The following is a 25,803-nucleotide window of genomic DNA, read 5'->3' on the forward strand; positions in this document are numbered from 1 at the left end:
CTTGCGGGTGCGGCTCGACCTGCGCTAGCCAACATAATGGGTTCACCAGAATGCCCATGAGGAGAGACGTCATGCTCAGATCCTTCGCCGTTGTCGGCCTGCTCGCCCTTCTTGCCTCGCCCGGCCAGGCCGAACCGTTCCGCCTGATCGTCACCGATCTGGAGCCCCCGCTGGTGCCCAATTCGGTCATGGATCTGGCTCTGGACCTTGGCTACTTCGAGCGCGAGAACGTCGATGTCGAGCTGGTGCGGGTGCAGCAGACGCCGCTGGCCGTGACGGCGCTGCAGGCGGGCGAAGGCGAGATGGCCAATATCGGCGTGGACAGTGCGCTCCAGCTGGTCGGCCGCGGGCAGTTGGACATCATGGCCGTCACCTCGCCCAGCAAATCGCTCTCCTTCATGATCGTTGCCCGCGATGGCATCGACAGTCCCGGCGACCTCGACGGCAAGCGCTTCGGCATCGGCCGCGTCGGCAGCGTCGATGCCAGCCTCAGCGCAGCAGTGCTCGACGCCAACGGCGTCGATTTTGATGGCCTCGAGCAGGTCGCGCTCGGTCAGCCGGCCGCGCGGGCCCAGGCCCTTTTGGCCGGGCAGATCGATGCCACCACCATGTCGCTGGGCACCTGGACAACCCTTCCCGATAAAACAGGGCTCCACGTCCTCATCGATCAGGACGCCTATTTCGACGCCGCTCCGGTGGTGAACAAGGTCAACGTCGTGACCGCGGACGTTCTCGAAAACCGCCGCGACGACGTGGTCGCGGTGGTGACCGCCCTGACCAAGCTTTCGCGCGACATTGCCGCAGATCCCGCGATCTGGGTCGATGCCATGAGCAAGGCGCGGCCCGACATCGAGCGGAGCAACCTCGAAGCCTTGGCGCAGAGCTATGCCCGCAGCTGGAGCGTCAATGGCGGGCTCAGTGCCAAGAGCCTCGAGACGACCGCGACCTGGAATTTCCAGAGCGAGGACCTTGCCGACATCGAGCCGTTCCCCCTCTCCCGCTGGGTCGACTTTACGGTCGCCGATGATGTTCTGGCCAAGATCGGCACCGAAGCGGATCTGGATCCGGCCGATCGGTGATCGGAGCAGCCGTCTCCGGCATCTCTCTGCGCGGCGTCAGCAAGGGCTTTTCACCCGCTGGCGGGGCATCCGTCATCCAGGATGTCTCCCTCGATATCGCCCCGGGTGAATTCGTCACCATCCTGGGCCCGTCCGGTTGCGGCAAGACCACTCTTTTGAGGCTCATCAACGGCCTCATTCCTCCCGATGCGGGAACGGTCGAGATTGACGGTCGTGCCCCTTCCCCCGGCCCTTCGATGAGCTTCGTCTTCCAGTCCTTCCGGCTGGTGCCGTGGCTCAATGCCGCCGACAATGTCGGCTTCGGGCTTGCGCTCGCCGGCATGGAGCGTGCCCAGCGGCAGCCCGTCGTGCGCCATTGGCTCGAGCGGGTCGGCCTCGCCCACGCCGCCGCTTCCTATCCCAACCAGCTTTCGGGCGGCATGAAGCAGCGCGTTGCGCTGGCCCGGGCGCTGGCGACCGATCCCGACATTCTCCTGCTCGATGAACCCTTCGCCAGTCTCGACGCGCAGACGCGCGAGATCATGCAGCTTGAGCTGCTGCGGCTCTGGGAGGAAAGGAAACGTCTCGCCGTCTTCGTCACGCATAGCGTCGAAGAGGCCATCCTGCTCGCCGACCGGATCGTGGTCATGGGACCGGCGCCCCGATCGATCCGGGAAATCGTGCCCGTGGACCTGCCCCGGCCGCGCCGCGACGATATCCGGACCGATCCGCGCTTCCTCGCCCTTCGCGCGCAGTTGACGGGCACCATACGAAGCCTGATCGCGGACGACCCGAACTCGCCCTTCTTCCGCCGCGCCTAGCCCTGCCGCCAGCGGTCCAGCCGCCGTTCGAAGAGGCGCAGGACTTCCGTGATCGCGACCCCCAGCAGCGAAAGAACCAGCACCACCACGAAATAGGGCGCCATGCGGAACGTGTTGCCGTAGGTCGCGAGGAGCCCGCCCAGCCCCTGGACGGCCGTGTAGAGCTCGGCCACGACCGTGTTGATCAGCCCGATGGTCGCCCCGAGCCGCAGCCCGACCATGACGAAAGGCGCCGCGCCCGGCAGCAGGATCCTGGTGAACACCTGCATTCTGGTCGCCCCGGCCGAGCGCGCCATTTCCACCAGTTCCGCGTCGCCGTTGCGGACCCCGGCATAGGTGTTGATGAGAATGGGCATGACGGCGCCAAGGGTGACGATGGCGATCTTGGCCTGGAAGCCCAGCCCGAGCAGGACGATGATGAGGGGAATGAACGCCACGCGCGGCGTCGCCATCAGCGCATTGAAGAACGGGTCCAGCGTCCGGCCCAGCAATGGGATGCCGCCGGCCAGCAGCCCCATCGGCAGGCCGATCGCCGTGGCGATCAGCATGCCGCCGAGATAGACCGACATCGAGTTGCCGATGGCTTCGTAGATGTCGGGGCGGGACAACAGATCGATGCCGGCGACCATCGTGGCCAGCGGCGTGGGCACGAGGTTTCTTCCCACGGCCAGCGCCGCTAGCCACCACAACCCCAGCAGCACGAGGACGAACGCGAACCGCAAGAGCCAGATAAGGCCGCGTTGCCGCTCCATCACGGCTGACCCGCGCTTACGCTGGTACCGATCATCCCCACCATCCGGTCCTGCGCCCCCGCCCGAAAAACGATCATCTAGAAGCTGGTCGCAATGTACTTGGCTTCCATATATTCGAGAATGCCATGGATGCCGCCTTCGCGCCCGAGGCCGCTCTGCTTGACGCCCCCGAACGGCGCAGCCGGATCGGAGACGAGGCCGCGGTTCAGCGCCACCATGCCCGCCTCGATGCGGCCCGACACGGCGAGGCCGCGCTTGAGGTCGTCGGTGTAGACATAGGCGGACAGGCCATACTCGGTGTCATTGGCGAGCGAAACGGCCTCGTCCTCGTCCGTGAAGCGGTACAGCGCCGCCACTGGCCCGAAGATTTCCTCCTGCGCCATCCGGGCCGTGCGCGGCACGTCGATGAGCACGGTGGGCGCGTAGAAATATCCAGCCCGTTGCGGACGCTCGCCGCCCACAAGAACCTCCGCGCCCTGCCGGATTGCGTCGGCCACCAGGTCCTCGATCTTGTCCACGGCCTTTTTCGTGATCATCGGCCCGCACTGTGTCTGCGGGTCGGTACCCGGGCCGACACGCAGCGCACCCATGCGTTGCGCCAGCCCCTCCGCAAAACGCTCGCAGATCCCATCCTGCACGATGAACCGGTTGGTCGCGGTGCAGGCCTCGCCGGCATTGCGCATCTTGGCCACCATGGCGCCATCGAGCGCAGCCTCGAGATCGGCGTCATCGAAGACGATGAAGGGCGCATTGCCCCCCAGTTCCATCGAGGCGTTCAGCACCCGCTTGGCCGCTTCCGCCAGAAGCGTCCGGCCGACGCCGGTCGAGCCCGTGAACGAAAGCTTGCGCACCCGCGTATCGGCCAGCATGGCGGCAGTCACCGGGCCGGGCCGATTGGTGGTGATGACGTTGACGACCCCCGGCGGCACGCCGGCCTCGGCGTAAATATCGGCCAGGGCATAGGCGGTCAGCGGTGTTTCACTCGCCGGCTTCAGAACCACGGTGCAGCCGGCCGCAAGCGCCGGCGCAATCTTGCGCGTCGCCATGGCGGCAGGAAAATTCCAGGGCGTGATCAGCACCGATACCCCGATCGGCTCATAGTCCACCAGGATCCGGTTGGTCCCCGCCGGCGCCATGCGGAACTCACCGGCCACGCGCACCGCTTCCTCGGCATACCAGCGGAAGAACTCGGCCGCATAGGTCACTTCCCCGCGCGCATCGCTCAGCGCCTTGCCATTTTCCAGCGAGATGAGCATGGCCAGTTCGTCGATCCGCTCCAGGATGAGCGCATGACAGCGCAGCAGGATTTCCGCCCGTTTGCGCGGCGCGGTCGCGCGCCACCCGGCGGCTGCGGCATGGGCGGCGTCGACCGCAGCGATGGCCTGGGCTTCGCTGGCATCGGCGACCTCGGCCACCGGCTCCTCGGTCGAGGGATCAACCACCGCGATTCCCCCGCCGGCAATCCACTCGCCGCCGATATAGAGCCCCTTGGCGTAGCGGGAACAGTCGAGGGTGAGGGCAGAGGCGGAGGTCATGGCTTTTCCTTCTTCGTCCGGCGCCCGCCGTCACGCAGAGCGTGCGGCATCAGCGCAAGGCGAGCGGCAGTATTTCCATTCCCTGCCTCAGCCGCAAGCCGAACTGTGCCCAATACGTCTTGCGCACCCAGCGCATGCGCCAACCAGTGCTTCAATCAATCTGAAAACGGGAGAAATCTGGCTGGGGCGCCAGGATTCGAACCTGGGAATGGCGGTACCAAAAACCGCTGCCTTACCACTTGGCGACGCCCCAACTCGGCGGGTTCCTACACGGTTTGCCTAAGGGGCGCAACATGCTCGGGAGGGCAGGAAAAGGTTGTGCGAACCGCTTGATCGCAAGCCGCCTCGCGGCTATAACGCCGCCCATCGTGAGCGGTCCGTGCTCCTGCACGGGCATCGCAAGCTGCGATGTTTGACGGAGTATAGCGCAGCCTGGTAGCGCACCTGCTTCGGGAGCAGGGGGTCGAGTGTTCGAATCACTCTACTCCGACCAATCAACCCCGGCCTCTCGCGAGGTCGGGGTTTGTTTTTCGCGGTTGGCGTCGTTTAACCTGTGCCACAAACAAGCTCTTGTTGCCGTGCTAGGCCACCGGCCGGCGCTGCAGCGGCCGAGCGGGGAAACGCGTGAGCAATCCAGAAGATGAACCAAACCACGAGCGCCTCCAGGCCTACCTCCTTGCCTTGAGCGATGCCCTGCGGTCGCTGCACGATCCGGTGGCTATCCAGGAAACGGCGCAGCGCCTCCTGGCAGAATGGCTGGATGCAGACCGGGTGGCCTATGCCGAAGATGTGGGCGACGGTGTGCACGTTCAGGTCACGCGCGACTGGACCCGCGGGTTACCGAGCCTCGCCGGCCGCTTCCGCTACGCCGATTACGGCGAGGAACTGACCGAGGCCCTGCGCAGCGGCCACTCGCTCGTCCGCTCCGACATTGCCAGCGATCCCGGGATGAGCCTTGAGGAAAAGCAGGCTCACCAGGTGCTGGGGCTTGGGGCAACGCTCAACGTCCCCTTGGCAAGGAATGGAGCGCCCATCGCCATTCTGGCCGTCCATTTCACCGCGGCACACTCTTTTACTGCAGAAGAAGTGGCGATGGCCGAGGCCACCGCCGAGCGCACATGGGCGGCGGTCGAACGGGCTCAGGCAGAAGCGGCCTTGCGGCAGAACGAGGAAAAATACCGCGAACTGTTCAACTCCATGGACCAGGGCTACTGCATTATCCAGGTGCTGTACGAGGGACGGCAAGCGGTCGACTGGCGCTTCCTCGAGGTCAATCCGGCCTTCGAGCGGCACAATGGCCTGCACGATGCCGCCGGCAAAACCATGCGGGAGCTGGAGCCCGGCATCGAGCGCAAGTGGATCGACACTTATGCCCACGTGGCCGAAACCGGCGAGAGTTTGCGCTTCGAGGAAGGCTCCGATGCCCTGGGGCACCGCATCTTCGACCTCTACGCTTTTCGGATCGGCCGCCCGCATGAGCGCAAGGTGGCCGTGCTGTTCCAGGACGTGACGCAGTCGCGGCAGGCAGAGGCCGCATTGCGGGCCAGCGAGGAACGCTTCCGCCAGTTTGCGGGCGCCTCCTCGGACGTTCTGTGGATCCGCCAGGTGGACACGCTGGCGCTCGAATTCATCAGCCAGGCGTCCCAGAGCGTGTTCGGCATTTCCCCTGAGGCAGCCCTTGCTGACGCCGAGGCGCTTTTGAGGACCATTGTCCCCGAGGATCGTGCGGACGTATCTCTCAATCTTGAAGCCGTGCGCGCTGGTAAGGCGGTGGTCCACGAATACCGCATCCTGCGCCCCACCGATCACGCGATCCGGTGGATCCGCAGCACCGGCTTTCCCATCTTCGACGCCGAAGGTTGGGTCGATCGTGTCGCGGGCATTTCCACCGACATCACCGATGTCCGCCAGGCGACCGATCGGCAGGGCGTATTGCTGTCGGAACTGCAGCATCGCGTCCGGAACGTCATGGCCGTTATTCGAGGCATCGCTGCGCGTAGCGCCGACACGGCCGGTACCGTCGAGAACTACGCCAGCCTCCTCAGTGGCCGGCTCACGACCCTCGCCCGCGTGCAGAGCGTGTTGACGCGCAATCCCGATAGCGGCGCTTCCTTGCGGACACTTATCGAAGAAGAGGTGGTGGCGCAGGCGCCGCAACAGGACCGGTTCGAACTTCTGGGAGATGATATCGGGCTTCCGCCCAAGGCCACTGAAGTGCTGGCTCTGGCGATCCACGAACTCGTAACAAATGCCGTCAAATATGGGGCCTTCTCCGGCGATACCGGCTTTGTATCTGTGGAGTGGCAGACGGCGCCAAGGGACGGCGCCGAATGGCTGCTGCTCGACTGGATCGAGCGATCCGGCGAAGCCGTGACGCCGCCCGGCCGGCGCGGCTTCGGCAGCGAGCTCATCGAATCGCGCATTCCCTATGAGTTGTCGGGCATCGGCCGGTTGGAGTTTCTACCCTCCGGCCTGCACTGCCGGCTGGAGTTTCCGCTGGTCAACCGTCCGAGCATCTTCCAGACGAACGCCCCCCGGCCGCCTGCAGAGGATCATGCGGGCAAAGAGAGCAAGGGCGGGGGTTTGGCGCACAAGCGCATCCTCGTTGTGGACGACGATTACTACGCCGCAGCGGAGGTTGTGAGCGCTGTGACGCGCATCGGCGCCCACCCTCTGGATCCTTGCGAAAACGCGGAGGAGGCCCACCGGGCGCTCCGGCACAATCCGGACGCCGTCGTTCTCGACCTCAACCTTGGCGGGGACGGGCCGGATTTTGGTCTGGCCCGCACCCTTCGCGCCTCTGGCATCCCGTTCGTCTTCCTCACGGGATACGATCAGGCGATGCTGCCCCCGGACCTCGCCGCCACGCCCTGCCTGCAAAAGCCGGCCGACCCGCAAGCGGTCATCGCTGCGCTGCTCGACCTCCTTTCGCCAGCCACACCCTCCCCGTCGAAAAATCACCGTCGGCCGCGATAGCGCACGTTGACGTGTCGGCGTGGCGCGGAACTCTCGCCGCGCGCCCTGCATTGGGGAAACCAACGGTAGGGGAGTTCCTCATGCGCCGGCCTTTTCCCCAGCGGGACCGCATGCGGGCGGACGAAATTGCGCCGCCACCCAGTCTGGCCTTTTCGTGCGACACCGATTCCGGCTGGAAGCGGCAGCGCCGCGGGACTGGTTTTGCCTATTTTGATGTCGACGGTAACAGGCCTTCGGAAACGGATCTGGCGCGCATCAAGGCGCTGGCCATCCCGCCCGCCTGGCGCGACGTCTGGATCTGCAAGGACACCTGCGGCCACATCCAGGCCACGGGGCGTGACGAGAAGGGCCGCAAGCAATACCGCTATCACGCCGAGTGGACGCAACACCGCAGTTCGACGAAATTCGAAACGCTGACCAGCTTCGCCGAGGTTCTGCCCGGCCTGCGCGAGCAGGTGCAAAGCGACCTGCGCCGCCGCAGCCTCAGCTTCGAGCGCGTCGTCGCGTCAGTCGTCTGGCTGCTCGACAACAGCCTCATCCGCATCGGCAACCCGACCTATGCGCGCGAAAACAAGAGCTTTGGGCTGACGACGCTGCGCAACCGGCACGTCGACATCACCGGCTCCACGCTGCATTTCCATTTCAAGGGCAAGTCCGGCAAGCAGTGGAAGCTCGACCTGGCCGACCGGCGGATCGCCAACATCATCAAGACCCTGCAGGAAATGCCGGGGCAGCACCTGTTCCAGTATGAGAGCGATGCGGGCCGCTGCACCATCACCTCGCGCGACGTCAACGATTACCTAGCGGCTTTTGCCGGCCCGGAGTTCACCGCCAAGCACTTCCGGACCTGGGCTGGCACCGTCCGCGCCTTCGGCCTCTTCGCCGATGCCGAAGTGCCGGACAGCAAGACGGCCAAGGCCCGCGCCATGAACGCGATCATCGATCAGGTCGCCGCGCGGCTGGGTAATACGCGTACCGTGTGCCGCCAGTCCTACATCCACCCGGCGGTGCCCGAACACTGGCAGGAGGGAACCCTGAATCGGTCGGGTCGCTTCGCGCCGCAGGAGGCAATGGACGAAGACGAGTTGGAGACCGTCGCCTTCCTCAAGCAACTCGGCAAATAAAAAGGGCCGGCGAATGCCGGCCCTCCGTGCGCGATCATGTCTGGTCAGCGCTTGGCGAAAAAGCCGAAGAGCCCGGTCACGGTCAGGGCGGCAAAGGCCATCTTCAGAATGTCCCACACCACGAACGGCTGCACCGCGCCAGCGAAGGCCGAGGCAATCACGTTGTTCTGGTCGACCCAGGCCGCGTTGCCGGCCATCGACATCAGCCAGGCAAAGCCGAAGGCATAGAGCACGGCCGTCGCCGCCAGCATGGCACCGAACAACACGACCGGACGCGAGGAGGCGCCGCGGTCTGCGGCAAAGCCAATGATGCCGGCTTGCGCCAGGAAGCCGAGGAGGAAGCCGCCCGTCGGGCCGGCGAGATAGGCCATTCCACCACCGGCAGCAAAGACGGGAAGGCCGAAAGCGCCTTCCATGAGATACAGCGCGACAGTGGCCACGGCGATTCGCATGCCGAAGGCGGCGGCGAGCGCCGCGATGGCGAAGCTCTGCAGGGTCACCGGGACGGGCCAGACCGGCACGTTGATCTTGGCGGCAGCGGTGATGAGCAGGGTGCCCAGCACGACGGTTGCGAGATTGGTCGCCAGTTTGGCGGCATCGCCCTTGGGCTGGAACACGCCGAGAAGCGTGTTGGGCGTGGTCAAAGTCACGGCCATTTCATACCTTCCATGCTTGGCCGAACCGGCGCCCGCAGCGGCGCCTTGAGTTCAGGCTGTTCGGTTCTTACTTTTTCGCAACGCGCGGTGCAATGGCAAGCCCTCCTCCCTCCCCCGTCTACGACACCTCGTTCGATCCGCTGACGGGTCGCCCTGTCGTCCTTGCCGAGGGTGTTGTCCGCGTCACCGCGCCCAACGCCTCCGCCTATACCTTCACCGGCACCAACAGCTTCGTTTTGGGGCGAGAGCGGCTGGCGCTGGTCGATCCAGGCCCGGAAAATGCGGAGCATGAAGCGGCGCTGCGAACGGCGATCGGATCGCGGCCCGTCGAGGCGATCATTCTCACTCACACCCACCGCGACCACAGCGCTTCGGCGCTCCAATGGAGCCAGCGGCTCAGCGCGCCCGTGTGGTTCGGTGGGCAACACCGCCTGTCGCGGCCCCTGCGCCGCTTCGAGCGCAATCCCATCCGCCGCTCCTGCGACTGGGCTCTGGTGCCCGACCGGGCGCTTGTCGATGGAGAAAACATTTTGGCCGGCGACCTAGCCCTGGTGGTTCATGCGACTCCCGGCCATTGCGCCAACCACCTTGCCTTCGGCGTGCCGGAACACGACCTGCTGCTCAGCGGGGACCATGTGATGGGCTGGAACTCGACGCTGGTTTCAGTGCCCGACGGGTCGATGGCGGATTATTTGGCCTCCCTCGACAAGGTCATCGCCCTGCCCTATCGCCAATACGTCCCTGCTCATGGCGGCCCCATCGCCGACGGCCCCGACTACGCCCGCGCTCTCAAGGCCCATCGCGAGATGCGTAACCATCAGGTGGTGGAGTCCGTCAAAAACGGCGCCCGGACCATCGGCGCCGTCGTTGCCGCCATCTACCCCACTCAACCGGCCAAAGTGCGCTTCGCGGCCCGCATGACGATCACGGCACATGTGGAATATCTGGAAGCACGAGGCGAATTGCGCGTGAAGCGAGGGTTGCTCGGGACACATCTGGCGCTGACCTGAACGCGACGCCCTCCCTCCCCGCGAGGAGTTGGGCTGGTGATCGATCTGCGATAGTGCCACAGCCCCAATGCGGCTCCCTCTCCCTTGCGGGGAGGGCTGGGGTGGAGGATGAGAGCCAGCGTCCTTGCCATTGTGCCGAGTGCGCGGCCTCCTGGGGACGAGGCTCTTCCCAACCCTGATATCCTGAGCACCGTCATTGCCGGGCCTGTCCCGGCAATCCATCTCGGACAGGCATGGACCAGCGGCACAAGCCCGGTGGTGACGACCAAACCCCTCAGTTCCGCTGAAAGCCGACCCCGCCTTCGCGGCCCGTCTGCCCGCGATGGCGCAGCATGTGGTCGGCCAGCACCAGCGCCATCATCGCCTCGCCCACGGGCACCGCGCGGATCCCCACGCAAGGGTCATGCCGGCCCTTGGTGACGATGTCGGCATCCTCGTTGGCTGTGGTCACTGTCTGGCGCGGCGTCAGGATGGACGAGGTCGGCTTGACGGCGAACCGGCACACCACCGGATCGCCATTGCTGACGCCGCCCAAAATCCCGCCGGCATGGTTGGATAGAAAGTACGGGCGCTCCGCCCCGGCGCGCATCTGGTCGGCATTCTCCACGCCGGTCAGGCTCGCCGCCTCGAAGCCAGCACCGATCTCCACCGCCTTGACCGCATTGATGCTCATCATCGCCGAAGCGAGGTCGGCGCTGAGCTTACCATAGACCGGCGCACCCCACCCCGCCGGCACGCCTTCGGCCACCACTTCTATGACGGCCCCGGCCGAATTGCCGTCCTTGCGCAGCCCATCGAGATAGTCCGCCCAGAGTTCGGCGGCCTTGGCATCGGCGCAGAAGAACGGGTTCTGGTTCACCTGGTCCCAGTCGAAATTGGCGTAGTCAATCTTGTGCGGCCCCATCTGCACGAGGCTGGCGCGGATCGTCACGCCGGCAAGCACCTGCCGCGCCACCGCCCCAGCAGCGACCCGGGCCGCGGTTTCGCGCGCCGAGGTGCGGCCGCCGCCGCGATAGTCGCGGATGCCGTATTTCTGGTCATAGGTGTAATCGGCGTGCCCGGGACGATATTTGTCACGGATTTCGGAATAATCCTTCGAGCGCTGGTCGGTGTTTTCGATCAGCAGCGAGATCGGCGTGCCCGTCGTCCGCGGCCCGTCGGTCCGCTCGTCTTCGAAGACGCCGGAGAGGATTTTGACCTCATCGGCCTCGCGGCGTTGCGTGGTGAACTTGGATTGCCCCGGCTTGCGCCGGTCGAGATCGCGCTGGATCATCTCCGCGGTCAGCAGCAGGCCGGGCGGGCAGCCATCCACCACCACGCCCAGTGCCAGACCGTGGCTTTCGCCCCAGGTGGTAAATCGGAAAAGATGCCCGAAGGTGTTGAAAGACATGGCGCGCCCCGTGGTTGAGCCCGTTCTAGGCAGGGCGATTGGTCAGGTCAATCGACCGCTTCTTCCCAGGTGTTCTCTGCCGAGTGGAGCGTCATCCGCCCCCCCTGGAAATGGGCGATGACACCCTGCGGCGGGGGCCAGTTGAGAACGTCGCGCCGCGATGTTCCCTCCACCAGATGCCGCAGCACGCGCAGGACGCCGCCATGTGCGACGACCACGGCATGGTCGGTCAGGGTGCGGGCAAAGTCGAGCAGCCGCGCTGCCACGTCGTCATAGTTTTCGCCCCCTTCGGGCCGAAACGCCCAATAGCTTTCGTCCCGCTCGCCCGGCGCCAGCGCCGCGTGCTCGCGGGAGATCTCGGCGTGCAGACGCCCCTCGAACGTCCCGAAGGAGATCTCGATCAGCCGCGGATCATGGATGACCGGCGGCAGGGCCACGTCGAACGCAGCCCGCATCCGGTCCATGGTTTCCGACGCGCGGCTGAGCGGCGAGGCGAACCAGTTGAGCGATGCCGGGTCCACCGCGTCCCGCTCCAGCAGGTCCCGCAACAGCAGGCCGTTGGCATCGGCCTGCAACTGCCCCGTCCGGTTGAGGGGAATGTCGCGACTGCCCTGATAGCGCTGTTCGCGGTTCCAGGCGGTCTCACCGTGCCGGGCAAAATAGAAGTCCGGCCAGTTGGGGGCAGTCATGGGCATATCGCGCCGAACCGACGCGCCTTCACGAAAGGTAGGTGGGCGTTATTCGCCAGTTGCGGGCGTGTCGTTGTCGAGCAGCTTCATGCCCACGACGTTGAAACCGGCATCGACGTAGTGGATTTCGCCAGATACGCCCGCCGCCAGGTCGGACAGCAGATAAGTGGCCGAGCCGCCCACATCATTGATGTCGACATTCTTGCGCATGGCCGAGTTGGCTTCCTGCCAGTGCAGCATGTCGCGCAGGCCCGCAATTCCCGAAGCCGCCAGGGTCTTGATGGCGCCGGCCGAAATGGCGTTGACGCGGATACCCTTCTTGCCCAAGTCGACGGCAAGATAGCGCACGGACGCCTCGAGCGCGGCCTTGGCGACGCCCATGACGTTGTAGTTCGGCACATATTTGACCGCGCCATAATAGGTCAGCGTCAGAAGGGCACCGCCCTCGCTCATCAGCGGTTCAGCACGCTTGGCCACGGCGGTGAAGGAATAGACCGAGATGTCCATGGTCAGCGCGAAATTGTCGCGGCTGGTCTCGATATAGCGGCCTTCCAATTCATCCTTGTTGGAAAAGCCGATGGCGTGCACCACGAAGTCGAGCTTGCCCCACTTCTCCTTGATCTGGCGGAAGGTCTCGTCCATAGCCGCTTCATTGGTGACGTCGCACTCCACCAGGAAGTCCGAACCAACCTCGGCTGCCAGCGGCTCGACGCGGCGCTTGAGGGCCTCGCCTTGGTAGGAAAAGGCCATCTCTGCGCCCTGCGCATGCAACTGCTTGGCGATGCCCCAGGCGATCGAGCGATTGTTGGCGAGGCCCATGATGAGACCGCGCTTGCCTGCCATCAATCCAGTGGCCATTCTTGGTTTCCCTTGCTGGAGTCGTTTGCCCGGTTGTGCCACATGGTCGGGTGACCCGGCAAGCGCGCCGCCCGTTTCCCTTCATCTTCACGTCCGGTTTTCCATGTCCCTGTCCGCTTCCGAAATCGTCCGCGCCCTCTCGGACATGGCCGGCCCCGAGGTCGTGGTCAGCGATCCGAGCAAGATGGCCGCCTGGCTCAACGAACCGCGCAAGCGCTTCCACACGCCGGCCACGGCCGTGGTCACCCCGCCCGACATCGCCGCAGTCCAGGCGATCTTGCGCTGGGCCAACCAGAACCATGTCGGCGTCATCCCGCAGGGCGGCAATACCGGCCTTGTCGGCGCGCAGGTGCCGCTTTCGGGCCAAGAGATCATCCTGAGCCTCGCGCGGCTAGACCGAATCCGCTCCGTGGACGCCGCTGCCGGGGTCATGACGGCCGAGGCCGGCGTCATCCTCGAAAATGCGCACAAGGCCGCCGAGGAAGCTGGCGCCATGTTCCCGCTCTGGCTCGCCTCGCAGGGGTCCGCGCGGATCGGCGGGGTTCTCTCCTCCAATGCCGGCGGGGTCAATGTGCTGGCCTATGGCAATGCGCGCGAACTCACCATGGGCGTCGAGGCGGTGCTGGCCGACGGGCGGCTCTACCGGGGGCTCAACGCCCTCAAGAAGGACAATACGGGCTACGACCTCAAGGATTTGCTCGTCGGCGCCGAGGGCACGCTGGGCATCATCACCGCCGCTACCCTGAAAATCTTCCCCCTCCCCGAGGACCACGAAACAGCGCTGGTCAACGTCGCCTCGCCCGAGGCCGCGCTCGAGCTTTTCCAGCTGCTGCGCGCCCGCGCCGGCAGCCGTCTCAATGCCTTCGAGCTCATCCCCCATATCGGTCTCGACATCCAGCTGCGCCACGGCATGCTTGATGCCGACCCGACTGCCAGCGCCTCTCCCTGGTACGCCTTGATCGAGCTGATCCGCCTGGCCGGGACCGCGCCGGGCTCGCTGCAGTCGATACTGGAAACCGCGTTCGAGCAATCCCTGATTGCCGACGCGACCATTGCCGAATCCCTAGCCGAGCGCACCCGCATGTGGACCTTTCGCGAGCAGATGAGCGAATGCCAGTCGCGCGAGGGCGCCTCCATCAAGCACGATGTCTCGGTGCCCATCGCCGCCATTCCTCGCCTCATCGCCGAAGGCTCAGCGGCGGTCGAAAGGCGCGTCCCCGGTATCCGACCGGTCCCCTTCGGGCATATGGGCGACGGCAATATCCACTTTAATTTTTCAATGCCCGCGGGCGCCGACCCCAAGGCCTTCATGGCCGAGTTCGACGAGGCGGTGCACGAGGTGATCTACGAGGTCGTGCTCAAGCTCGGCGGCTCGGTCTCGGCCGAACACGGCATCGGCCAGCTCAAGGTCGATCTTCTTCGGCAGGTCAAGGACCCGGTCGCCCTCGACATGATGCGCGCCATCAAGACCGCGCTCGACCCCAATGGCATCCTCAACCCCGGCAAGATGCTGCGCTAACTGCCCTCTAAACCAAACAATACGCCAAACCCCCGTTCCCCGTCATTGCCGGGCTCGTCCCGGCAATCCATCTCATCGCGTCACCCCAGTCACTCGCATGTGCCTGCTTGCGATCGCAGCCTCGGCTGCCCATCTCTGCCCAATGCTGCTCAAAGACATTCAGTTTCTCGACGACGCCACGCGTCCGGCCATCCCCGATCTGCCCGGTCTCACCGAGGCCCATCGCGGGCCGGGCGAACACCTGCGGATGATCCACGATCACCTGCGCGAGAACATGGTGGTCCTGGGGCGCCTCATCGAGCGCGCCGCGGCCGGCACGGCGAGTGCGGAGGAGGTCAAGGCGGAGACCGCCGACCTCGTCATGGTCTCGAACTATCGCCGCTTCGGCACGCTGTGCGGGCAGTATTGCCAATTCGTGCATGGCCATCACTCGATCGAGGATTATGCGATCTTCCCCGGCATTGCGGCCCAGGGCCCGGCCTTCAAGGCCATTGCCGACCGGCTGCAGGCCGAGCACGTGGTGGTTCATCAGCTCCTCGAAAAGCTGATTGACGCGCTCATCGCGCTGGCCGATGCGCCGGACAGACAGAAATTCGACGATGCCGTCGAAGTCTTCAGGGCCCTCGAACGCGTCCTCCTCAGCCACCTCGGCTACGAAGAAGACGCCATCGGAGACGCGCTGGGCTATTTCGAAATTGGCGTCTAGCCGGACCTAGGGTGCGACCGTGCGACACCCACCGCGCCACTCCTTCCCCTAAAGGGAGTGGCCGGGAGGGGGGTACGAGAGCCCCGATCTCCAGGCTGCAGCCCGCCTAGAATAAATCCATCTGCCCGCCCGCCACCTTCTTCGGCCGCGACACCGCGGGCGCCGGCTCCTCGACCGCCACCTCCTCGATCAGCCCGGGATCATCGTCGCGCGCCGAGTTGACGCGCGTCGAAACCGGGTGAAACTTCAGCACCCCGTCAGGCAGCGGTAAGGCCAGTTGCGCCGCCTCCTTGGCCCGCACCTCCCGAACATTGAGCCAGGCGTCCTGCCCCGCCTCGTCCACAAGGATAGCGGGCATGCGGTCATGGATGGCGGACAGCTGCGCGTTGGTCGGGACGGTTATGGTGGCGACGCTGTCGATCTCCTCGCCATTGGGACCCATCCAGCGCGCGTAAAGACCGGCCAGCGCCATGGGCTGCCCGTCGGCCCGGGTGATGTAATAGGGCTGCTTCTTCTTGTCGGGCCCCGTATGCCACTCATAGTATCCGCTGGCCGGCACGATGCAGCGTCCGTGCTTGAGCGGATCACGAAAGGCCGGCTTGTCGGCCATGCTCTCGGCCCGCGCATTGACCAGCAGCGGAAACTCGCGCGGGTCCTTCACCCAGCCGGGCACAAGACCCCAGCGGGCAAAGTGCGGCTCACGGCGCGCCTCTTCTTCCCAGATCGCGACGATGGGCTGGGTGGGCGCGATATTGTAGCGCGGCACCACCTCGATGGTCTTGAGCAGCTTGAACAGCTCCACCATCATCTCGGGCGGCAGCGTCGAGGCATAGCGTCCGCACATGGTCGTGTCTCCTTTACCGGCAAAGAGGTAGTCTCACCGGAACCGAATCGCAAACCCGTGCGCCATGACCGACCAACCAAACGCCGCCAGTGTCGCCCTCGTGCGCAATGGGCAGGTAATGCTGATCAAGCGCGCCCGTGCGCCTTACCAGAACCTCTGGACTTTTCCCGGCGGCCGCATGGAGGCGGGGGAAACACCCGAGCAGTGCGCCGTGCGCGAGGTGCAGGAAGAACTCGGCCTCACCGTTCGCAATCTGCGGCCAGTCATGACGCAGGAGCTGGGCCGCGACGGCACCTACCGGCTCGCCGTCTTCGCCACCACGGATTTTTCCGGTGTCATCCGCGCGTCCGACGAAGTTAGTGGCCACATCTGGGCTGATCCCGGCATGCTCCCTGCCCTGCGCACCACGTCGCGTCTCGATCAAGTCATCAAAGAGTGCTTCAGCGTTCTGGGACAAAGCTGATAGGAGGGAGGCATGACGTCTCGACCTCCCCATATCGCCCGGCTTTCGGCTGCCTTCCGCATCGGCCTCCCCCCGCTGCTCCTGGCGCTGTGCTGCGCCACACCAGCGCTGGCCATCGATCCGCCCTACCAGAAGCAGATGGAGCGGCTTTCCGAGGTCATGGGCAGTCTTTATTACCTCGAACCGCTGTGCCAGGCCGGCTCCGACGACTGGCGCGCCGAGATGGCCGACCTCATCGCGCTCGATGAACCGGACGAGGACCGCCGCCAGCGCCTGGCCGGCGCGTTCAATGGCGGCTACGAGGCCTTTGCCCGCTTCCACCACACCTGCACGCCCGCCTCCCGCGAGGCCCTGACCCGCCTTCTGCAAGAAGCTGAGAAACTGGCGCGCGAGATACACACGCGGTTTGCCGAGTAGCGGGGTTGCGGGCGCCGCCCGACTTTGTGTCGGATTGAGCACTCGTCGTTAACCTTCGGCTTACTTCTCCGGCGCGCATCGCTGTTGCGCGTGGTAAATCCAGCACCATGAGCGTGACGAAAACCCTATTTTCCCCCGCCTCCGGGCCTGGTCCCTTTGACCGCAGCCAGGCGGAGCGCCAGCTGGCGCTGGAATACCTCGCCGAAGCCTGGAACAGCGCCGAGGAAGACGGCCTCGAAAGCGCCTCGCTGGCCCACGCGTCGCTCTTTGCCGCCCTCGCCACCTTCGTGCGCCTGCACGGCGACGAAGCTACGGCTGACCTCGTCTCCGAACTTACGGACCATATCCGCAACGGCGAGTACAACCTCGACCGGGTCGTGCAGTAGCAGCGGCTCTGGCTGAAGCTAGCGGTCAGGTCTCGCCTCCCGCTCGTTCGCGCAAACGGAAAAACGAGTGTTGCCCCATCCATGTTTGGTCGGACCGGTCGCGTGCCGAGCTTTCCGCGGTCACCATAGCATTCTTGAAAAAGGTGTCGTCCTGCGCCATGTCTGCACTCCCAGGTTGGTTGGGTTGCTCTGATCCCAGAAGCTGTCCGCCTTGCCTGTCCATCCCCATGCGCGGGACCTTCCTGCCAATGCGAAGACCCCAGTTTTGCGGAGCTTGTCATGACCACGATCCTGCGTGCCGACCGCGTTCTGTTCCGGTTCTCCGGACCCGACGCGCACAAGCTCCTCAATGATGTGGTGACGGGGCATATCCCCGAGGCCCCGGGAGATGCAGCTGCCTGGGCGCTTCTCTCACCGCAGGGCAAGATTTTGGCTGAAGGCCTTGCGGGAAGCGTCGACGACGCCCTTTGGCTCGATGTGCACCAGTCGGTGGCCGACGACTTCTTCAAGCGCATGCGCATGTATCGCCTCCGCGCCAAGGCGGAAATCGAGGACCTGCGCGAGACGCACCGGGTCGGTTATTCGCCCGACGAAGTGCCGGGCGCCCAGCGCGACCGGGTGGGGCCCGTGAGCATGGGCTGGCGCCTTGTGGCTCCCGTCGAGGATACCGCAGGCTGGTCTAGCGACGACACGCCCTATCATCGCGCCCGCATCGCGGCCGGCATTCTCCACCAGGGCAACGACTTTCCCGCCAGTGACGCATTCGCGCACGACATCGGCATGGACATCCTCGAAGGCATCGATTTCGCCAAGGGTTGTTATGTCGGCCAGGAGGTCGTCAGCCGCATGAAACACCGCGGCACCGCACGCCGCCGTCCGGTCATCGTTTCGGGTATCGATGCTCCCGCCGGAGCCGCGGTTGTCGCGGATGGGCGCGAGGCGGGCATGATCGGCCAGGTGGTCGAGGGCCGCGCCGTTGCCAGCCTGCGCCTTGATCGCATCGAAGATCCCGACGCGGTAACGGTCGAGGGGAAGCTGGTTTCGGTGGCCCTGCCACAGTGGGCCACCTACTGCTTTGGCGGCCCTGCGGAACCGGAAAACACCAATTAGGTTGGCATTCTCGAATCGGTCGCTTCTGCTACTGTCGCCGTCAACAGTCTGCTAACCAGAACCCCATCGATGTCACGCCAACGTTCGCGCGCCTGGCAGCGTATGCTGTCCGGCCGCCGTCTCGATCTTCTCGACCCGTCACCGGTCGACGTGGAGCTTTCCGACATCGCGCACGGTCTTGCGCGCGTGGCGCGCTGGAACGGCCAGACCGTTGGCGACTATCCTTTTTCGGTCGCGCAGCATTCCGTTCTGGTGCTCGAACTCTTCCGCGCCGCCAACGCGCAGGCATTGCCCGCCGCGCAGATGCAGGCGCTGCTCCATGACGCGCCGGAATACGTGATGGGCGACATCATCTCCCCGTTCAAGGCCGCGATGGGCGGCAATTACAAGGATGTGGAAAACCGCCTGCTATCGGCGATCTTCCTGCGCTTTTCCCTGCCAGCTACCATGCCCGCTGTGCTCGCCCGCCAGATCAAGGTCGCGGATCGCGAGGCGGCTTATTTCGAAGCCACGCATCTGGCCGGATTTGCCGCCAGCGAAGCGCGGAAACTCTTTGGCGAGCCCAGTCAGGCCGCGTTCGATGTCGACGCCTTCGAGCGCCTGATCCGACCCTGGCCCACGCATCAGGCGCATGCCCAGTTCATCGAAGCCTTCCAGACGCTAAGTTCGGCGCTCTGATCGTTAACCATGGCTTAACGAAATCGTCGCGTTTGCGGATCGCGATGGTTACTGATCCATTAAGGCAACTGTGCCGAATTGGAACAGAGGGCTCCGCCATGAACCTGCCAGACCGCCACCTGCTGATGGGTATGACGCTCGGCGCCATCTGTGCCACGGCCCTTGCCGCCATCGGGCCCGGCTACGTTGTCGAGGCCTTTGCCGATGAAGCGCCGGTAGGGATCGACGCCAGCAAGCTCGTGAAGTTCGGAGACCGGGAGTACCAGGTGGACTACGAGCCCTGGGTAGCGACCGATCCGTTGTCCTCCACCACAGTCAAGAAAATTGAAGGCGGCAGGGTGAGCTACGTGTCGATCTCGACGACAGCTACCGGCACCTATTCCACCGACGGCCTGACGTCCCCGCATGTACAATATCCGGGGATCGCCGTGACGGAAGTGACCAAGCCGCGGTTTTCCTTCTCGTCCTGGTCGAACGGGCGGTGGCTGCGACTCTCCACCCACCAGGGCAAGTCTTTCGTTTCCCTCGTCAACGGCTGGGCCGACAGTTGCGTCTCCGGCAAGGGGTTCCGGGTCTGCAACTAGCCGAACAGCCAGCCGCGCTTGAACTTGTAGAAGACGTGCATGCCGATCTGCGTGACCTTCTGCATGCGCGGTGCCCAAGCCGGGCGGACGTAGGTGGCGTGGTAATGCGTCGCGTCGCCCACTTCGGTTAAGTAGAGTTCCCCGTCCAGCGCCCGCGCCGCAATCTCCTCGGCCTGCGCCCAGGGCTCCTTTTCCGTCACGACTTCCGGGATCCCGTCGCAGGCGAAGGAAAACTGGCACGCGTTCCGCTTGCTCTGGTTCTGGAAGACGACGCCGCAGATCGTGCTGGGATAGCGATGATCCTTGACCCGGTTGAGGACCACCTGGGCAACCCCAACCTGCCCACGATAGTTTTCGCCGCGGGCCTCGAAGTAGATCGCGGTGGCCAGGCACCAGCGCTCCTTGTCGGACACCTGCATTGTCTTGCCGCGGGAAAAGCTGCCGGTCACGGGCGCTGTTTCTCGGGCATAGGCCAGTTGTTCCGAGGGCATGGCTGGCGTTGGCACGGACGACGATGGCGCTATGCCGTCGATAGCCTCGAGCGCTCCCGTGCCGATAGAGGGATCGATGGAGGCAACGGAAATGCGGGGACCGTCCAGCTCCTTGTCGTCTGAAGTCGGCAGCTTGACGTCGGCGATGCCTGTTTGCCCCAGCGCCTCCGCATCAGCGCTCGGCGCCCGCAGCGCCGCCAGGCGAATGCGCGCTTCCTCGAAGTTGTTGGCGAACTGCAGCGCGTCGACCTTGGGACGCACCCGATCGGTTTTCTCTGCCCGGTTGGGACCCGCGAACATGGGCGTCTCAAACAGACTGGCCACTGAGCCGGTGATGACCGGCTTGCCCCCGGAGAAACTCAGGCTTGCTTCCGCGATTTTGGGGCGCTGGGGAAGCCCGTGTTCTCCCAGGGGACCGGAAGTTGGGCCTGCGGCACCGCTCGCGAGACTGACATAGCTCAGCCCTGTCACGACGACCGCCAGGAAAACCTTGGCCATAACGGCGACAGAACGAACCGCTCTGCCCTGGTGAAGGCACACCGAGGGCGGGGTGGAATTTGCCATAAGAGCTACTCAACGCTACGCAACACAAACACAAAGCCGGCAAATGTGACGCGCAAATGCCGCTGTCCGTGATGTTCATCGATTAAGGTTATTGTTGCGTAAATGCGGTTGAAGGCCCTGAGACGGCAGGGATATGGCCAAACATTGATTGACGGAATTGTTACTGGCCCAAAGGGAACTCAGGAGCACGCGGCAACAACAGGCGCGCTTTGGGCCTCCAGGGTGTCAACGCGGAACCGCACCGACAATGAACGGCTGGATACCGGTGTCACCCGGACAGTGAGATTGGATGCGCCCGCCAGTCCATCAAGGAAATCCAGGGCCGCCCGGGTGGTGTCGATGACGATGGCAGTATTTTCGGCATTTACCGGCAGGGTGCTGCTGCGCGCTCGCTGCAGGTCATACTGCAGGGTGATCCCGGCGTCCCGCCCCAGCGCCGACATGGTATTGCCAGCAAAGCCGAACGCGACCTGCAGCGTTCCAGCCTGGCACCGGACCGTCAGGGTGGCCGGCGCACGCCCCTCAGGCCTTGCCGGGATCAGTTGCTCGGACTCAAGGGTGACACTCGGGCCCTCTGCAGCTGCCGTATCCGGCCGGAAGATAGTGTCGTAGCAGGCCAGCCGCTCGACATCCTCCCCGATGGCGGCACATTGAGCAGCGGTTTGCGCGGTGGCTTGGGCGAAGGCGGGCCCGGCGGTGAAAAGAACGGTCGGCAGCACAAGGAGAGCCAGTACACGCTTCACGAATGGAGATCCCTTTCCGCCTGAGCGCCGACACCTGCCGGCCCCCTCCCACCCTCAACATGTAGGTGAGGATGTCCAGCAGTTTAAGCCGAAGCCTGAGCCAGGGTCAGCCGCGCGACGGGAACACGATAGGGTGAACAACTGACGTAATCGACGCCGAGACGCGCAAAGAAGCCCAGGGAAGCAGGGTCTCCTGCATGTTCTCCACAAATGCCGATCTTGAGCCGGGGATTGGCCGCCCGGCCACGTTCGATGGCAATAGCGATCATTTCACCCACGCCCTTTTCGTCAATGGTGACGAAGGGGTCGCGCTCGTAGATGCCCTTGCGCTGATAGGCCGCGAGGAACGTAGGGGCATCGTCGCGGGAAATCCCGAACGTGGTCTGGGTCAGATCATTGGTGCCGAACGAGATGAAATCGACCATCGAGGCGATATCGCCAGCCCTGAGGCAGGCGCGCGGCAACTCGATCATCGTACCGAAGGAAAAGCGCACGCGTTCGGAGCGCTGGAGGCCCGAATTGTCGACGATCGCCATTGCCCTGTCGCGCACCCAACTCACTTCCGTGGCGGTGGAGACGAATGGCACCATCACCTCGACAGCCACCGGCGGGCCTTGCCGCTCGCTGGCCGCGCGAGCACCGGCCAACACGGCCTGCATCTGCATCTGCAGGATTTCGGGATAGGTAATGGCGAGGCGCACGCCGCGGTGGCCGAGCATGGGATTGATCTCGGCGATGCGCTCGAGCCTGAGGCGCAACGCGCGAACCGCCACACCCAGGGAAGCGGCGGTTTCCTCGACCTCCTCATCCGTGCGCGGCAGGAATTCGTGCAATGGCGGGTCGAAGAGCCGCACCGTGACCGGCAGCCCCTTCATCGCCGAAAACAGCGCCGAATAGTCCCCCGTCTGGTAATCGACGAGGCCCGCAATGGCACGGCTACGGTCATCCTCGTCCTCGGACAGAATGACCCGGCGGAGTGCAACCATGCGTTCGGGCGAGAAGAACATGTGTTCAGAACGCGCGAGGCCCACCCCTTCGGCCCCAAAGCTGAGCGCCGTCGCGGCAGATTCGACCGTTTCCACATTGGTCCGGACGGCAATCGTCCGGCTGGCGTCGGACCAGCCGAGCAAGGTGCCGACGGCACCCACGATCTGCGGCTGGGCCAGCGGCAAGGTGCCGGAATAGACCGCGCCATCGCTGCCATCGATGGTCAGCCGGTCGCCGGCGCGCAGTTCGCGGTCGCCGATGCGGCAGATCATTTCCACGGGATCGACGGAGAGTGTCCGCACGCCCGCCACGCATGGCTTGCCGGTGATGCGGGCGATCACACCGGCATGGCTCGACATGCCGCCCCGCGCGGTCAGAATGCCCGTCGCCGCCTTCATCCCTTCGATGTCGGCGGGGCCGGTCTCGTTGACCACGAGGATGCAGTGCTTGCCCCGGGCTCGCAGGCGCGCAGCGTCTTCGGGGTTGAACACAATGATGCCGCTGGCAGCTCCCGGCGACACGCCGAGCCCCATGGCGATGGGCGTTGCGCCTTCGCTCGATCGAATGTGCGGATGGAGCATCTGCGCCAGGCGGTTGGGATCGACCCGCGTCACCGCATTGTGCGGCGTCCAGACCTTGCGGTTGACCCGGTCCACTGCCGCCGCCAGTTCGGCCCCGGCGCTGGCCTGGACGGGCCGCGCCGAAAGGAACTGCATGTGCGCGCCGTCAACCGCGACGAGACAGGCCATGTGCCGCCCCGACTTGCTGTCGAGAAGGGCGATCAGCGCCTCCACCTCCGCAGGGAGGCGCGGCGGTGGTTGGCCAGCGAGCGGCGCCGGACCAAGGGCGCCCGTCGATGCGTTGCGGGTCAGGAACTGCGCGATCTCCCCCTCGGCGGCAACCTGCACAAGCACGATCTGGCGGCCCCGGTCGTCGTCCTGGCGGGGGCCGCCCCAACTGCGCGCGGAAAAGCCGTAGCTTTCGAATGCCTGCTTGATGGCCCGCGCAAGCGGCCGGGTTGGATCAACGGAATCTTCGGACGAGGTGGGCGCCGCGATCCCCGAACGCGCCGGCATCAAGCCGCCATTGTGACTGCCTGCCGAAGTCCTGACCACGAGGTGCGGCGGCTTTCCGTCCTTGCCGACGAGCTTGTAGAGGCAGGCGATCCAGTGCGTTCGCAGCTTCGTGTCGTAGCGGCCGCGTTCCGCAATGAGGGCATCCCAGGCCGCCCGGGTGATGGCGATGGTGGGCACTGTGGGGAAGCCCGCCTCGGCCACGCGGAAAATCCATCTCGCTTTGCCGGTCAGAAGCTTGAGCTGGCTGGCCGACAGGTTCGCCTTCCCCGTTGCCGGGGCAATCGCAAACATTTCCTGCGCCAAGCTCACCTGAAAGATCCCTGCCTTCACCGCGGCCGCATATTGCCCATGCCGCCCTCGCGCCGCAACAGCACTTGACTTGCCCTGCCGCCGAAAGCATCTCTCCTGGCATGGAAAAAAGGCCGCACCTCGACATTCTGCTCTGCGCCCCGCGCGGTTTCTGCGCCGGCGTGGACCGCGCCATCCAGATCGTAGAACTGGCGCTGCAGAAATACGGCGCGCCGGTTTATGTGCGTCACGCGATCGTGCACAACAAGTATGTGGTCGAGGGACTCAAGGCCAAGGGCGCCGTCTTCGTGGAAGAGCTGGACGAAATTCCCGAGACCGAGGCGCCTGTGGTGTTTTCCGCCCATGGCGTGCCCAAGAGTGTTCCGGCAGATGCCAAAAGCCGCAACATGTTCTTCCTCGACGCCACCTGCCCGCTGGTCAGCAAGGTGCATGTCGAGGCGCAAAGGCATTTCGAGGAAGGCCACGAGATCGTTTTGATCGGGCACGCCGGGCATCCCGAGGTCATCGGAACTATGGGGCAATTGCCTACCGGCGCGGTGTCCCTGATCGAGACCGTCGAGGATGTCGCCAGCTTCACGCCATCAAACCCGGAAGCGCTGGCGTTCGTGACGCAGACGACGCTGTCCGTCGACGACACGCGCGACATCGTCGCCGCCCTCCGCGCCCGTTTCCCCGCCATTGCCGGCCCGCACAAGGAAGACATCTGCTACGCCACGACGAACCGGCAGGACTCCATTAAGGCGGTCGCCCCCCTGGTGGACGCCATGATCGTGGTGGGCTCGCCGCATTCGTCCAATTCGCAGCGCCTGGTGGAAGTCGCCTTGCGCAATGGCTGCAAGGTCGCGACGCTGGTGGACCGCGCCAGTGAAATCGATTGGTCGATCTATGGCAACCTGACCTCGCTGGGCGTCAGCGCCGGAGCATCGGCTCCAGAGAGCCTGGTGGAAGAGGTGATCGACGCCTTTGCAGCGCGCTACGATGTGACGGTTGAGACCAAGACCACCGCCGAAGAGCACATCGCCTTCAACATTCCGCGTGTGCTGCGGACGCTGGAAACGGCGTCGGGCCGGTGAAGGACCTCGACCTTATCGAGACCGACCGCCTGATCCTGTCCGGCTGGCAGCACGACCAATTGCCCGATCTCATGGCGCTGCACGGGAACCCGCGCATCTCGCGCTATCTCACGAAGAGCGGCGCACCCTGGACCGAGGAGCAGGCAGCCACGGCTCTGCGCGGCTGGACCGATCTGTTCGAAACCCAGCGACTGGGCAAGCTGCGGCTGACGCGCAAGAGCGATGGCGCCTTTATCGGACGGGCCGGATTTGGCCTTTATCCGTCGACCGGGGAGCCGGAAATCGGCTATGCCCTTCTGGAGGAGCATCAGGGGCACGGCTATGCGCAAGAGGCTGCGCGCGGTCTGCGGGACTGGTTCTTCGACACACGCCCCGACGACCACTTCATCGGCATGGCCGATATCCGCAACGCCCCTTCCCTCGCCGTGCTCGCCAGGATCGGCATGACGAAGACCCATGTCGAGGTGGACTACCTCGGCCTCACCTGCCAATTCCACATCCTCAAACGGTCCGACCATGGCTGATAGCGTCATCATCCACACAGACGGCGCCTGTTCGGGCAATCCCGGACCCGGGGGCTGGGGCGCGATCCTGCAGTTCGGCGCACATCGCAAGGAGCTCAATGGCGGGGAAGCGCTGACCACGAACAACAAGATGGAGCTCACTGCTGCCATCGAGGCTCTGAACGCCCTAACCCGCCCCTGCACGGTAGAGCTTCATACCGACAGCCAGTACGTCAAGAACGGCGTCCAGGGCTGGATCCACGGATGGAAGCGCAACGGCTGGAAGACGGCGGACAAGAAGCCGGTGAAGAATGTCGAGCTCTGGCAGGCGCTCGACGAGGCCACCAAGCGCCACGAGATTTCCTGGCACTGGGTGAAGGGACACGCCGGAGACGAACTCAACGAGCGGGCGGACGAACTGGCGCGCGAAGGGATGGCGCCGTTCAAGCGCAAGAAGGCGTCGCTGACGCCTCCGGTTTAG

At 64.9% G+C, this 25,803-nt stretch carries 27 protein-coding genes and 2 tRNA genes; 17 read left to right on the forward strand and 12 right to left on the reverse strand.

Features of this window, described 5'->3' with window-relative positions:
• Positions 1-71 precede the first annotated feature (71 nt).
• Positions 72-1,079, forward strand: a complete 1,008-nt coding sequence (locus IC608_RS08085; RefSeq protein WP_191774339.1) for an ABC transporter substrate-binding protein — start codon at positions 72-74, stop codon at positions 1,077-1,079.
• Positions 1,076-1,879, forward strand: coding sequence for an ABC transporter ATP-binding protein (locus IC608_RS08090; protein WP_345890867.1), 804 nt, complete (start codon positions 1,076-1,078; stop codon positions 1,877-1,879). Before IC608_RS08085 ends, IC608_RS08090 begins: the two co-directional genes overlap by 4 nt.
• On the opposite strand, the gene IC608_RS08095 is transcribed toward IC608_RS08090, so the two are convergent.
• The 3 genes from IC608_RS08095 to IC608_RS08105 form a co-directional block, all read right to left on the reverse strand.
• The gene (locus IC608_RS08095; protein WP_191774342.1) at positions 1,876-2,631 is read right to left on the reverse strand and encodes an ABC transporter permease; all 756 of its coding nucleotides are present in this window, start codon (positions 2,629-2,631) and stop codon (positions 1,876-1,878) included. The genes IC608_RS08090 and IC608_RS08095 overlap by 4 nt on opposite strands.
• Positions 2,632-2,708: 77 nt before the next feature.
• Positions 2,709-4,166 carry an NAD-dependent succinate-semialdehyde dehydrogenase gene (locus IC608_RS08100; protein WP_191774344.1) on the reverse strand — a complete coding sequence of 486 codons (1,458 nt, stop codon included), beginning with the start codon at positions 4,164-4,166 and terminating at the stop codon, positions 2,709-2,711.
• Positions 4,167-4,344: 178 nt separating this feature from the next.
• Positions 4,345-4,419 (reverse strand) — tRNA-Gln (locus IC608_RS08105).
• A gap of 163 nt (positions 4,420-4,582) precedes the next feature.
• Here IC608_RS08105 and IC608_RS08110 point away from each other — a divergent pair.
• From IC608_RS08110 to IC608_RS08120, 3 genes are all read left to right on the forward strand, one after another.
• Positions 4,583-4,659: transfer RNA gene (locus IC608_RS08110), tRNA-Pro, on the forward strand.
• 131 nt (positions 4,660-4,790) lie between these two features.
• Complete coding sequence (locus IC608_RS08115; protein WP_191774346.1) at positions 4,791-7,142, forward strand: HWE histidine kinase domain-containing protein; 2,352 nt, start codon at positions 4,791-4,793, stop codon at positions 7,140-7,142.
• An 80-nt stretch (positions 7,143-7,222) separates the two neighbouring features.
• Positions 7,223-8,266, forward strand: coding sequence for a DNA topoisomerase IB (locus tag IC608_RS08120; RefSeq protein ID WP_248306266.1), 1,044 nt, complete (start codon positions 7,223-7,225; stop codon positions 8,264-8,266).
• Between the two features lie 44 nt (positions 8,267-8,310).
• Here the strand turns inward: IC608_RS08120 and IC608_RS08125 are convergent, their stop codons facing one another.
• Positions 8,311-8,922 (reverse strand): biotin transporter BioY, encoded by a 612-nt coding sequence (locus IC608_RS08125; RefSeq protein WP_191774347.1) that lies wholly within the window; start codon positions 8,920-8,922, stop codon positions 8,311-8,313.
• A gap of 92 nt (positions 8,923-9,014) precedes the next feature.
• Here IC608_RS08125 and IC608_RS08130 point away from each other — a divergent pair, with 92 nt between their 5' ends.
• Entirely contained in the window at positions 9,015-9,932 is a 918-nt protein-coding gene (locus IC608_RS08130) for an MBL fold metallo-hydrolase (protein ID WP_191774348.1), read from the forward strand.
• A gap of 274 nt (positions 9,933-10,206) precedes the next feature.
• Here IC608_RS08130 and aroC read toward each other — a convergent pair whose 3' ends face one another.
• From aroC to IC608_RS08145, 3 genes are read right to left on the reverse strand one after another with little or no spacing between them, the layout of a single operon-like run.
• Complete coding sequence (gene aroC / locus IC608_RS08135; RefSeq protein ID WP_191774349.1) at positions 10,207-11,322, reverse strand: chorismate synthase; 1,116 nt, start codon at positions 11,320-11,322, stop codon at positions 10,207-10,209.
• 47 nt (positions 11,323-11,369) lie between these two features.
• Entirely contained in the window at positions 11,370-12,011 is a 642-nt protein-coding gene (locus IC608_RS08140; RefSeq protein WP_191774350.1) for a histidine phosphatase family protein, read from the reverse strand.
• Between the two features lie 48 nt (positions 12,012-12,059).
• Positions 12,060-12,869: an enoyl-ACP reductase FabI gene (locus tag IC608_RS08145; protein WP_191774351.1), complete on the reverse strand. Its 810-nt coding sequence runs from the start codon at positions 12,867-12,869 to the stop codon at positions 12,060-12,062.
• Positions 12,870-12,972: 103 nt separating this feature from the next.
• Between IC608_RS08145 and IC608_RS08150 the strand changes: the two genes are divergently transcribed.
• Together IC608_RS08150 and IC608_RS08155 are read left to right on the forward strand one after the other, a co-directional pair.
• Entirely contained in the window at positions 12,973-14,388 is a 1,416-nt protein-coding gene (locus IC608_RS08150) for an FAD-binding oxidoreductase (RefSeq protein WP_191774352.1), read from the forward strand.
• Between the two features lie 97 nt (positions 14,389-14,485).
• Positions 14,486-15,094 carry a hemerythrin domain-containing protein gene (locus IC608_RS08155; protein WP_191774353.1) on the forward strand — a complete coding sequence of 203 codons (609 nt, stop codon included), beginning with the start codon at positions 14,486-14,488 and terminating at the stop codon, positions 15,092-15,094.
• A gap of 106 nt (positions 15,095-15,200) precedes the next feature.
• Here IC608_RS08155 and IC608_RS08160 read toward each other — a convergent pair whose 3' ends face one another.
• Entirely contained in the window at positions 15,201-15,938 is a 738-nt protein-coding gene (locus IC608_RS08160) for an SOS response-associated peptidase (protein WP_191774354.1), read from the reverse strand.
• 64 nt (positions 15,939-16,002) lie between these two features.
• Between IC608_RS08160 and IC608_RS08165 the strand changes: the two genes are divergently transcribed.
• The 3 genes from IC608_RS08165 (at position 16,003) to IC608_RS08175 (ending at position 17,204) form a co-directional block, all read left to right on the forward strand.
• Positions 16,003-16,401, forward strand: coding sequence for an NUDIX hydrolase (locus tag IC608_RS08165; RefSeq protein WP_191774356.1), 399 nt, complete (start codon positions 16,003-16,005; stop codon positions 16,399-16,401).
• A 12-nt stretch (positions 16,402-16,413) separates the two neighbouring features.
• The gene (locus tag IC608_RS08170) at positions 16,414-16,818 is read left to right on the forward strand and encodes a TIGR02301 family protein (RefSeq protein WP_191774358.1); all 405 of its coding nucleotides are present in this window, start codon (positions 16,414-16,416) and stop codon (positions 16,816-16,818) included.
• 107 nt (positions 16,819-16,925) lie between these two features.
• Complete coding sequence (locus tag IC608_RS08175) at positions 16,926-17,204, forward strand: hypothetical protein (RefSeq protein ID WP_191774360.1); 279 nt, start codon at positions 16,926-16,928, stop codon at positions 17,202-17,204.
• Between the two features lie 25 nt (positions 17,205-17,229).
• Here IC608_RS08175 and IC608_RS18305 read toward each other — a convergent pair whose 3' ends face one another.
• Positions 17,230-17,364 (reverse strand): hypothetical protein, encoded by a 135-nt coding sequence (locus IC608_RS18305; protein WP_282567961.1) that lies wholly within the window; start codon positions 17,362-17,364, stop codon positions 17,230-17,232.
• 119 nt (positions 17,365-17,483) lie between these two features.
• Here IC608_RS18305 and ygfZ point away from each other — a divergent pair, with 119 nt between their 5' ends.
• From ygfZ to IC608_RS08190, 3 genes are all read left to right on the forward strand, one after another.
• The gene (ygfZ, locus tag IC608_RS08180; protein ID WP_191774362.1) at positions 17,484-18,314 is read left to right on the forward strand and encodes a CAF17-like 4Fe-4S cluster assembly/insertion protein YgfZ; all 831 of its coding nucleotides are present in this window, start codon (positions 17,484-17,486) and stop codon (positions 18,312-18,314) included.
• A 69-nt stretch (positions 18,315-18,383) separates the two neighbouring features.
• Positions 18,384-18,992: an HD domain-containing protein gene (locus tag IC608_RS08185; RefSeq protein WP_191774364.1), complete on the forward strand. Its 609-nt coding sequence runs from the start codon at positions 18,384-18,386 to the stop codon at positions 18,990-18,992.
• Between the two features lie 98 nt (positions 18,993-19,090).
• On the forward strand, positions 19,091-19,576 hold the full coding sequence (locus IC608_RS08190) for a hypothetical protein (RefSeq protein ID WP_191774366.1): 486 nt from the start codon (positions 19,091-19,093) through the stop codon (positions 19,574-19,576).
• Here the strand turns inward: IC608_RS08190 and IC608_RS08195 are convergent.
• The 3 genes from IC608_RS08195 to IC608_RS08205 all read right to left on the reverse strand — a co-directional run bounded on the left by IC608_RS08195 (position 19,573) and on the right by IC608_RS08205 (position 23,728).
• Positions 19,573-20,565, reverse strand: coding sequence for a cell wall hydrolase (locus IC608_RS08195; protein ID WP_248306267.1), 993 nt, complete (start codon positions 20,563-20,565; stop codon positions 19,573-19,575). The genes IC608_RS08190 and IC608_RS08195 overlap by 4 nt on opposite strands.
• A 245-nt stretch (positions 20,566-20,810) precedes the next feature.
• Positions 20,811-21,374, reverse strand: coding sequence for a hypothetical protein (locus IC608_RS08200; RefSeq protein ID WP_191774370.1), 564 nt, complete (start codon positions 21,372-21,374; stop codon positions 20,811-20,813).
• Positions 21,375-21,457: 83 nt separating this feature from the next.
• Positions 21,458-23,728, reverse strand: a complete 2,271-nt coding sequence (locus IC608_RS08205; RefSeq protein ID WP_210316276.1) for a putative PEP-binding protein — start codon at positions 23,726-23,728, stop codon at positions 21,458-21,460.
• 119 nt (positions 23,729-23,847) lie between these two features.
• Between IC608_RS08205 and ispH the strand changes: the two genes are divergently transcribed.
• From ispH to rnhA, 3 genes are read left to right on the forward strand one after another with little or no spacing between them, the layout of a single operon-like run.
• Positions 23,848-24,819, forward strand: coding sequence for a 4-hydroxy-3-methylbut-2-enyl diphosphate reductase (gene ispH / locus IC608_RS08210; protein ID WP_191774374.1), 972 nt, complete (start codon positions 23,848-23,850; stop codon positions 24,817-24,819).
• A complete protein-coding gene (locus IC608_RS08215) occupies positions 24,816-25,343 on the forward strand; it encodes a GNAT family N-acetyltransferase (protein WP_191774376.1) in 528 nt (175 codons plus the stop codon). Before ispH ends, IC608_RS08215 begins: the two co-directional genes overlap by 4 nt.
• A complete protein-coding gene (gene rnhA / locus IC608_RS08220) occupies positions 25,336-25,803 on the forward strand; it encodes a ribonuclease HI (protein WP_191774378.1) in 468 nt (155 codons plus the stop codon). Before IC608_RS08215 ends, rnhA begins: the two co-directional genes overlap by 8 nt.

It is taken from the genome of Devosia oryzisoli, assembly GCF_014837245.1.
GTDB classification, from domain to species: Bacteria; Pseudomonadota; Alphaproteobacteria; order Rhizobiales; family Devosiaceae; genus Devosia; species Devosia oryzisoli.

Excerpts from the sequence above, each read along its gene's own strand:
- IC608_RS08085 (WP_191774339.1), top strand. The coding sequence starts at position 72 with ATGCTCAGATCCTTCGCCGTTGTCGGCCTGCTCGCCCTTCTTGCCTCG.
- IC608_RS08095 (WP_191774342.1), bottom strand. The coding sequence starts at position 2,631 with ATGGAGCGGCAACGCGGCCTTATCTGGCTCTTGCGGTTCGCGTTCGTC.
- IC608_RS08100 (WP_191774344.1), bottom strand. The coding sequence starts at position 4,166 with ATGACCTCCGCCTCTGCCCTCACCCTCGACTGTTCCCGCTACGCCAAG.
- IC608_RS08120 (WP_248306266.1), top strand. The coding sequence starts at position 7,223 with ATGCGCCGGCCTTTTCCCCAGCGGGACCGCATGCGGGCGGACGAAATT.
- IC608_RS08125 (WP_191774347.1), bottom strand. The coding sequence starts at position 8,922 with ATGGCCGTGACTTTGACCACGCCCAACACGCTTCTCGGCGTGTTCCAG.
- IC608_RS08130 (WP_191774348.1), top strand. The coding sequence starts at position 9,015 with ATGGCAAGCCCTCCTCCCTCCCCCGTCTACGACACCTCGTTCGATCCG.
- aroC (WP_191774349.1), bottom strand. The coding sequence starts at position 11,322 with ATGTCTTTCAACACCTTCGGGCATCTTTTCCGATTTACCACCTGGGGC.
- IC608_RS08140 (WP_191774350.1), bottom strand. The coding sequence starts at position 12,011 with ATGACTGCCCCCAACTGGCCGGACTTCTATTTTGCCCGGCACGGTGAG.
- IC608_RS08145 (WP_191774351.1), bottom strand. The coding sequence starts at position 12,869 with ATGGCCACTGGATTGATGGCAGGCAAGCGCGGTCTCATCATGGGCCTC.
- IC608_RS08150 (WP_191774352.1), top strand. The coding sequence starts at position 12,973 with ATGTCCCTGTCCGCTTCCGAAATCGTCCGCGCCCTCTCGGACATGGCC.
- IC608_RS08155 (WP_191774353.1), top strand. The coding sequence starts at position 14,486 with ATGTGCCTGCTTGCGATCGCAGCCTCGGCTGCCCATCTCTGCCCAATG.
- IC608_RS08160 (WP_191774354.1), bottom strand. The coding sequence starts at position 15,938 with ATGTGCGGACGCTATGCCTCGACGCTGCCGCCCGAGATGATGGTGGAG.
- IC608_RS08165 (WP_191774356.1), top strand. The coding sequence starts at position 16,003 with ATGACCGACCAACCAAACGCCGCCAGTGTCGCCCTCGTGCGCAATGGG.
- IC608_RS08170 (WP_191774358.1), top strand. The coding sequence starts at position 16,414 with ATGACGTCTCGACCTCCCCATATCGCCCGGCTTTCGGCTGCCTTCCGC.
- IC608_RS08175 (WP_191774360.1), top strand. The coding sequence starts at position 16,926 with ATGAGCGTGACGAAAACCCTATTTTCCCCCGCCTCCGGGCCTGGTCCC.
- IC608_RS18305 (WP_282567961.1), bottom strand. The coding sequence starts at position 17,364 with ATGGCGCAGGACGACACCTTTTTCAAGAATGCTATGGTGACCGCGGAA.
- ygfZ (WP_191774362.1), top strand. The coding sequence starts at position 17,484 with ATGACCACGATCCTGCGTGCCGACCGCGTTCTGTTCCGGTTCTCCGGA.
- IC608_RS08185 (WP_191774364.1), top strand. The coding sequence starts at position 18,384 with ATGTCACGCCAACGTTCGCGCGCCTGGCAGCGTATGCTGTCCGGCCGC.
- IC608_RS08190 (WP_191774366.1), top strand. The coding sequence starts at position 19,091 with ATGAACCTGCCAGACCGCCACCTGCTGATGGGTATGACGCTCGGCGCC.
- IC608_RS08195 (WP_248306267.1), bottom strand. The coding sequence starts at position 20,565 with ATGGCCAAGGTTTTCCTGGCGGTCGTCGTGACAGGGCTGAGCTATGTC.
- IC608_RS08205 (WP_210316276.1), bottom strand. The coding sequence starts at position 23,728 with ATGTTTGCGATTGCCCCGGCAACGGGGAAGGCGAACCTGTCGGCCAGC.
- ispH (WP_191774374.1), top strand. The coding sequence starts at position 23,848 with ATGGAAAAAAGGCCGCACCTCGACATTCTGCTCTGCGCCCCGCGCGGT.
- rnhA (WP_191774378.1), top strand. The coding sequence starts at position 25,336 with ATGGCTGATAGCGTCATCATCCACACAGACGGCGCCTGTTCGGGCAAT.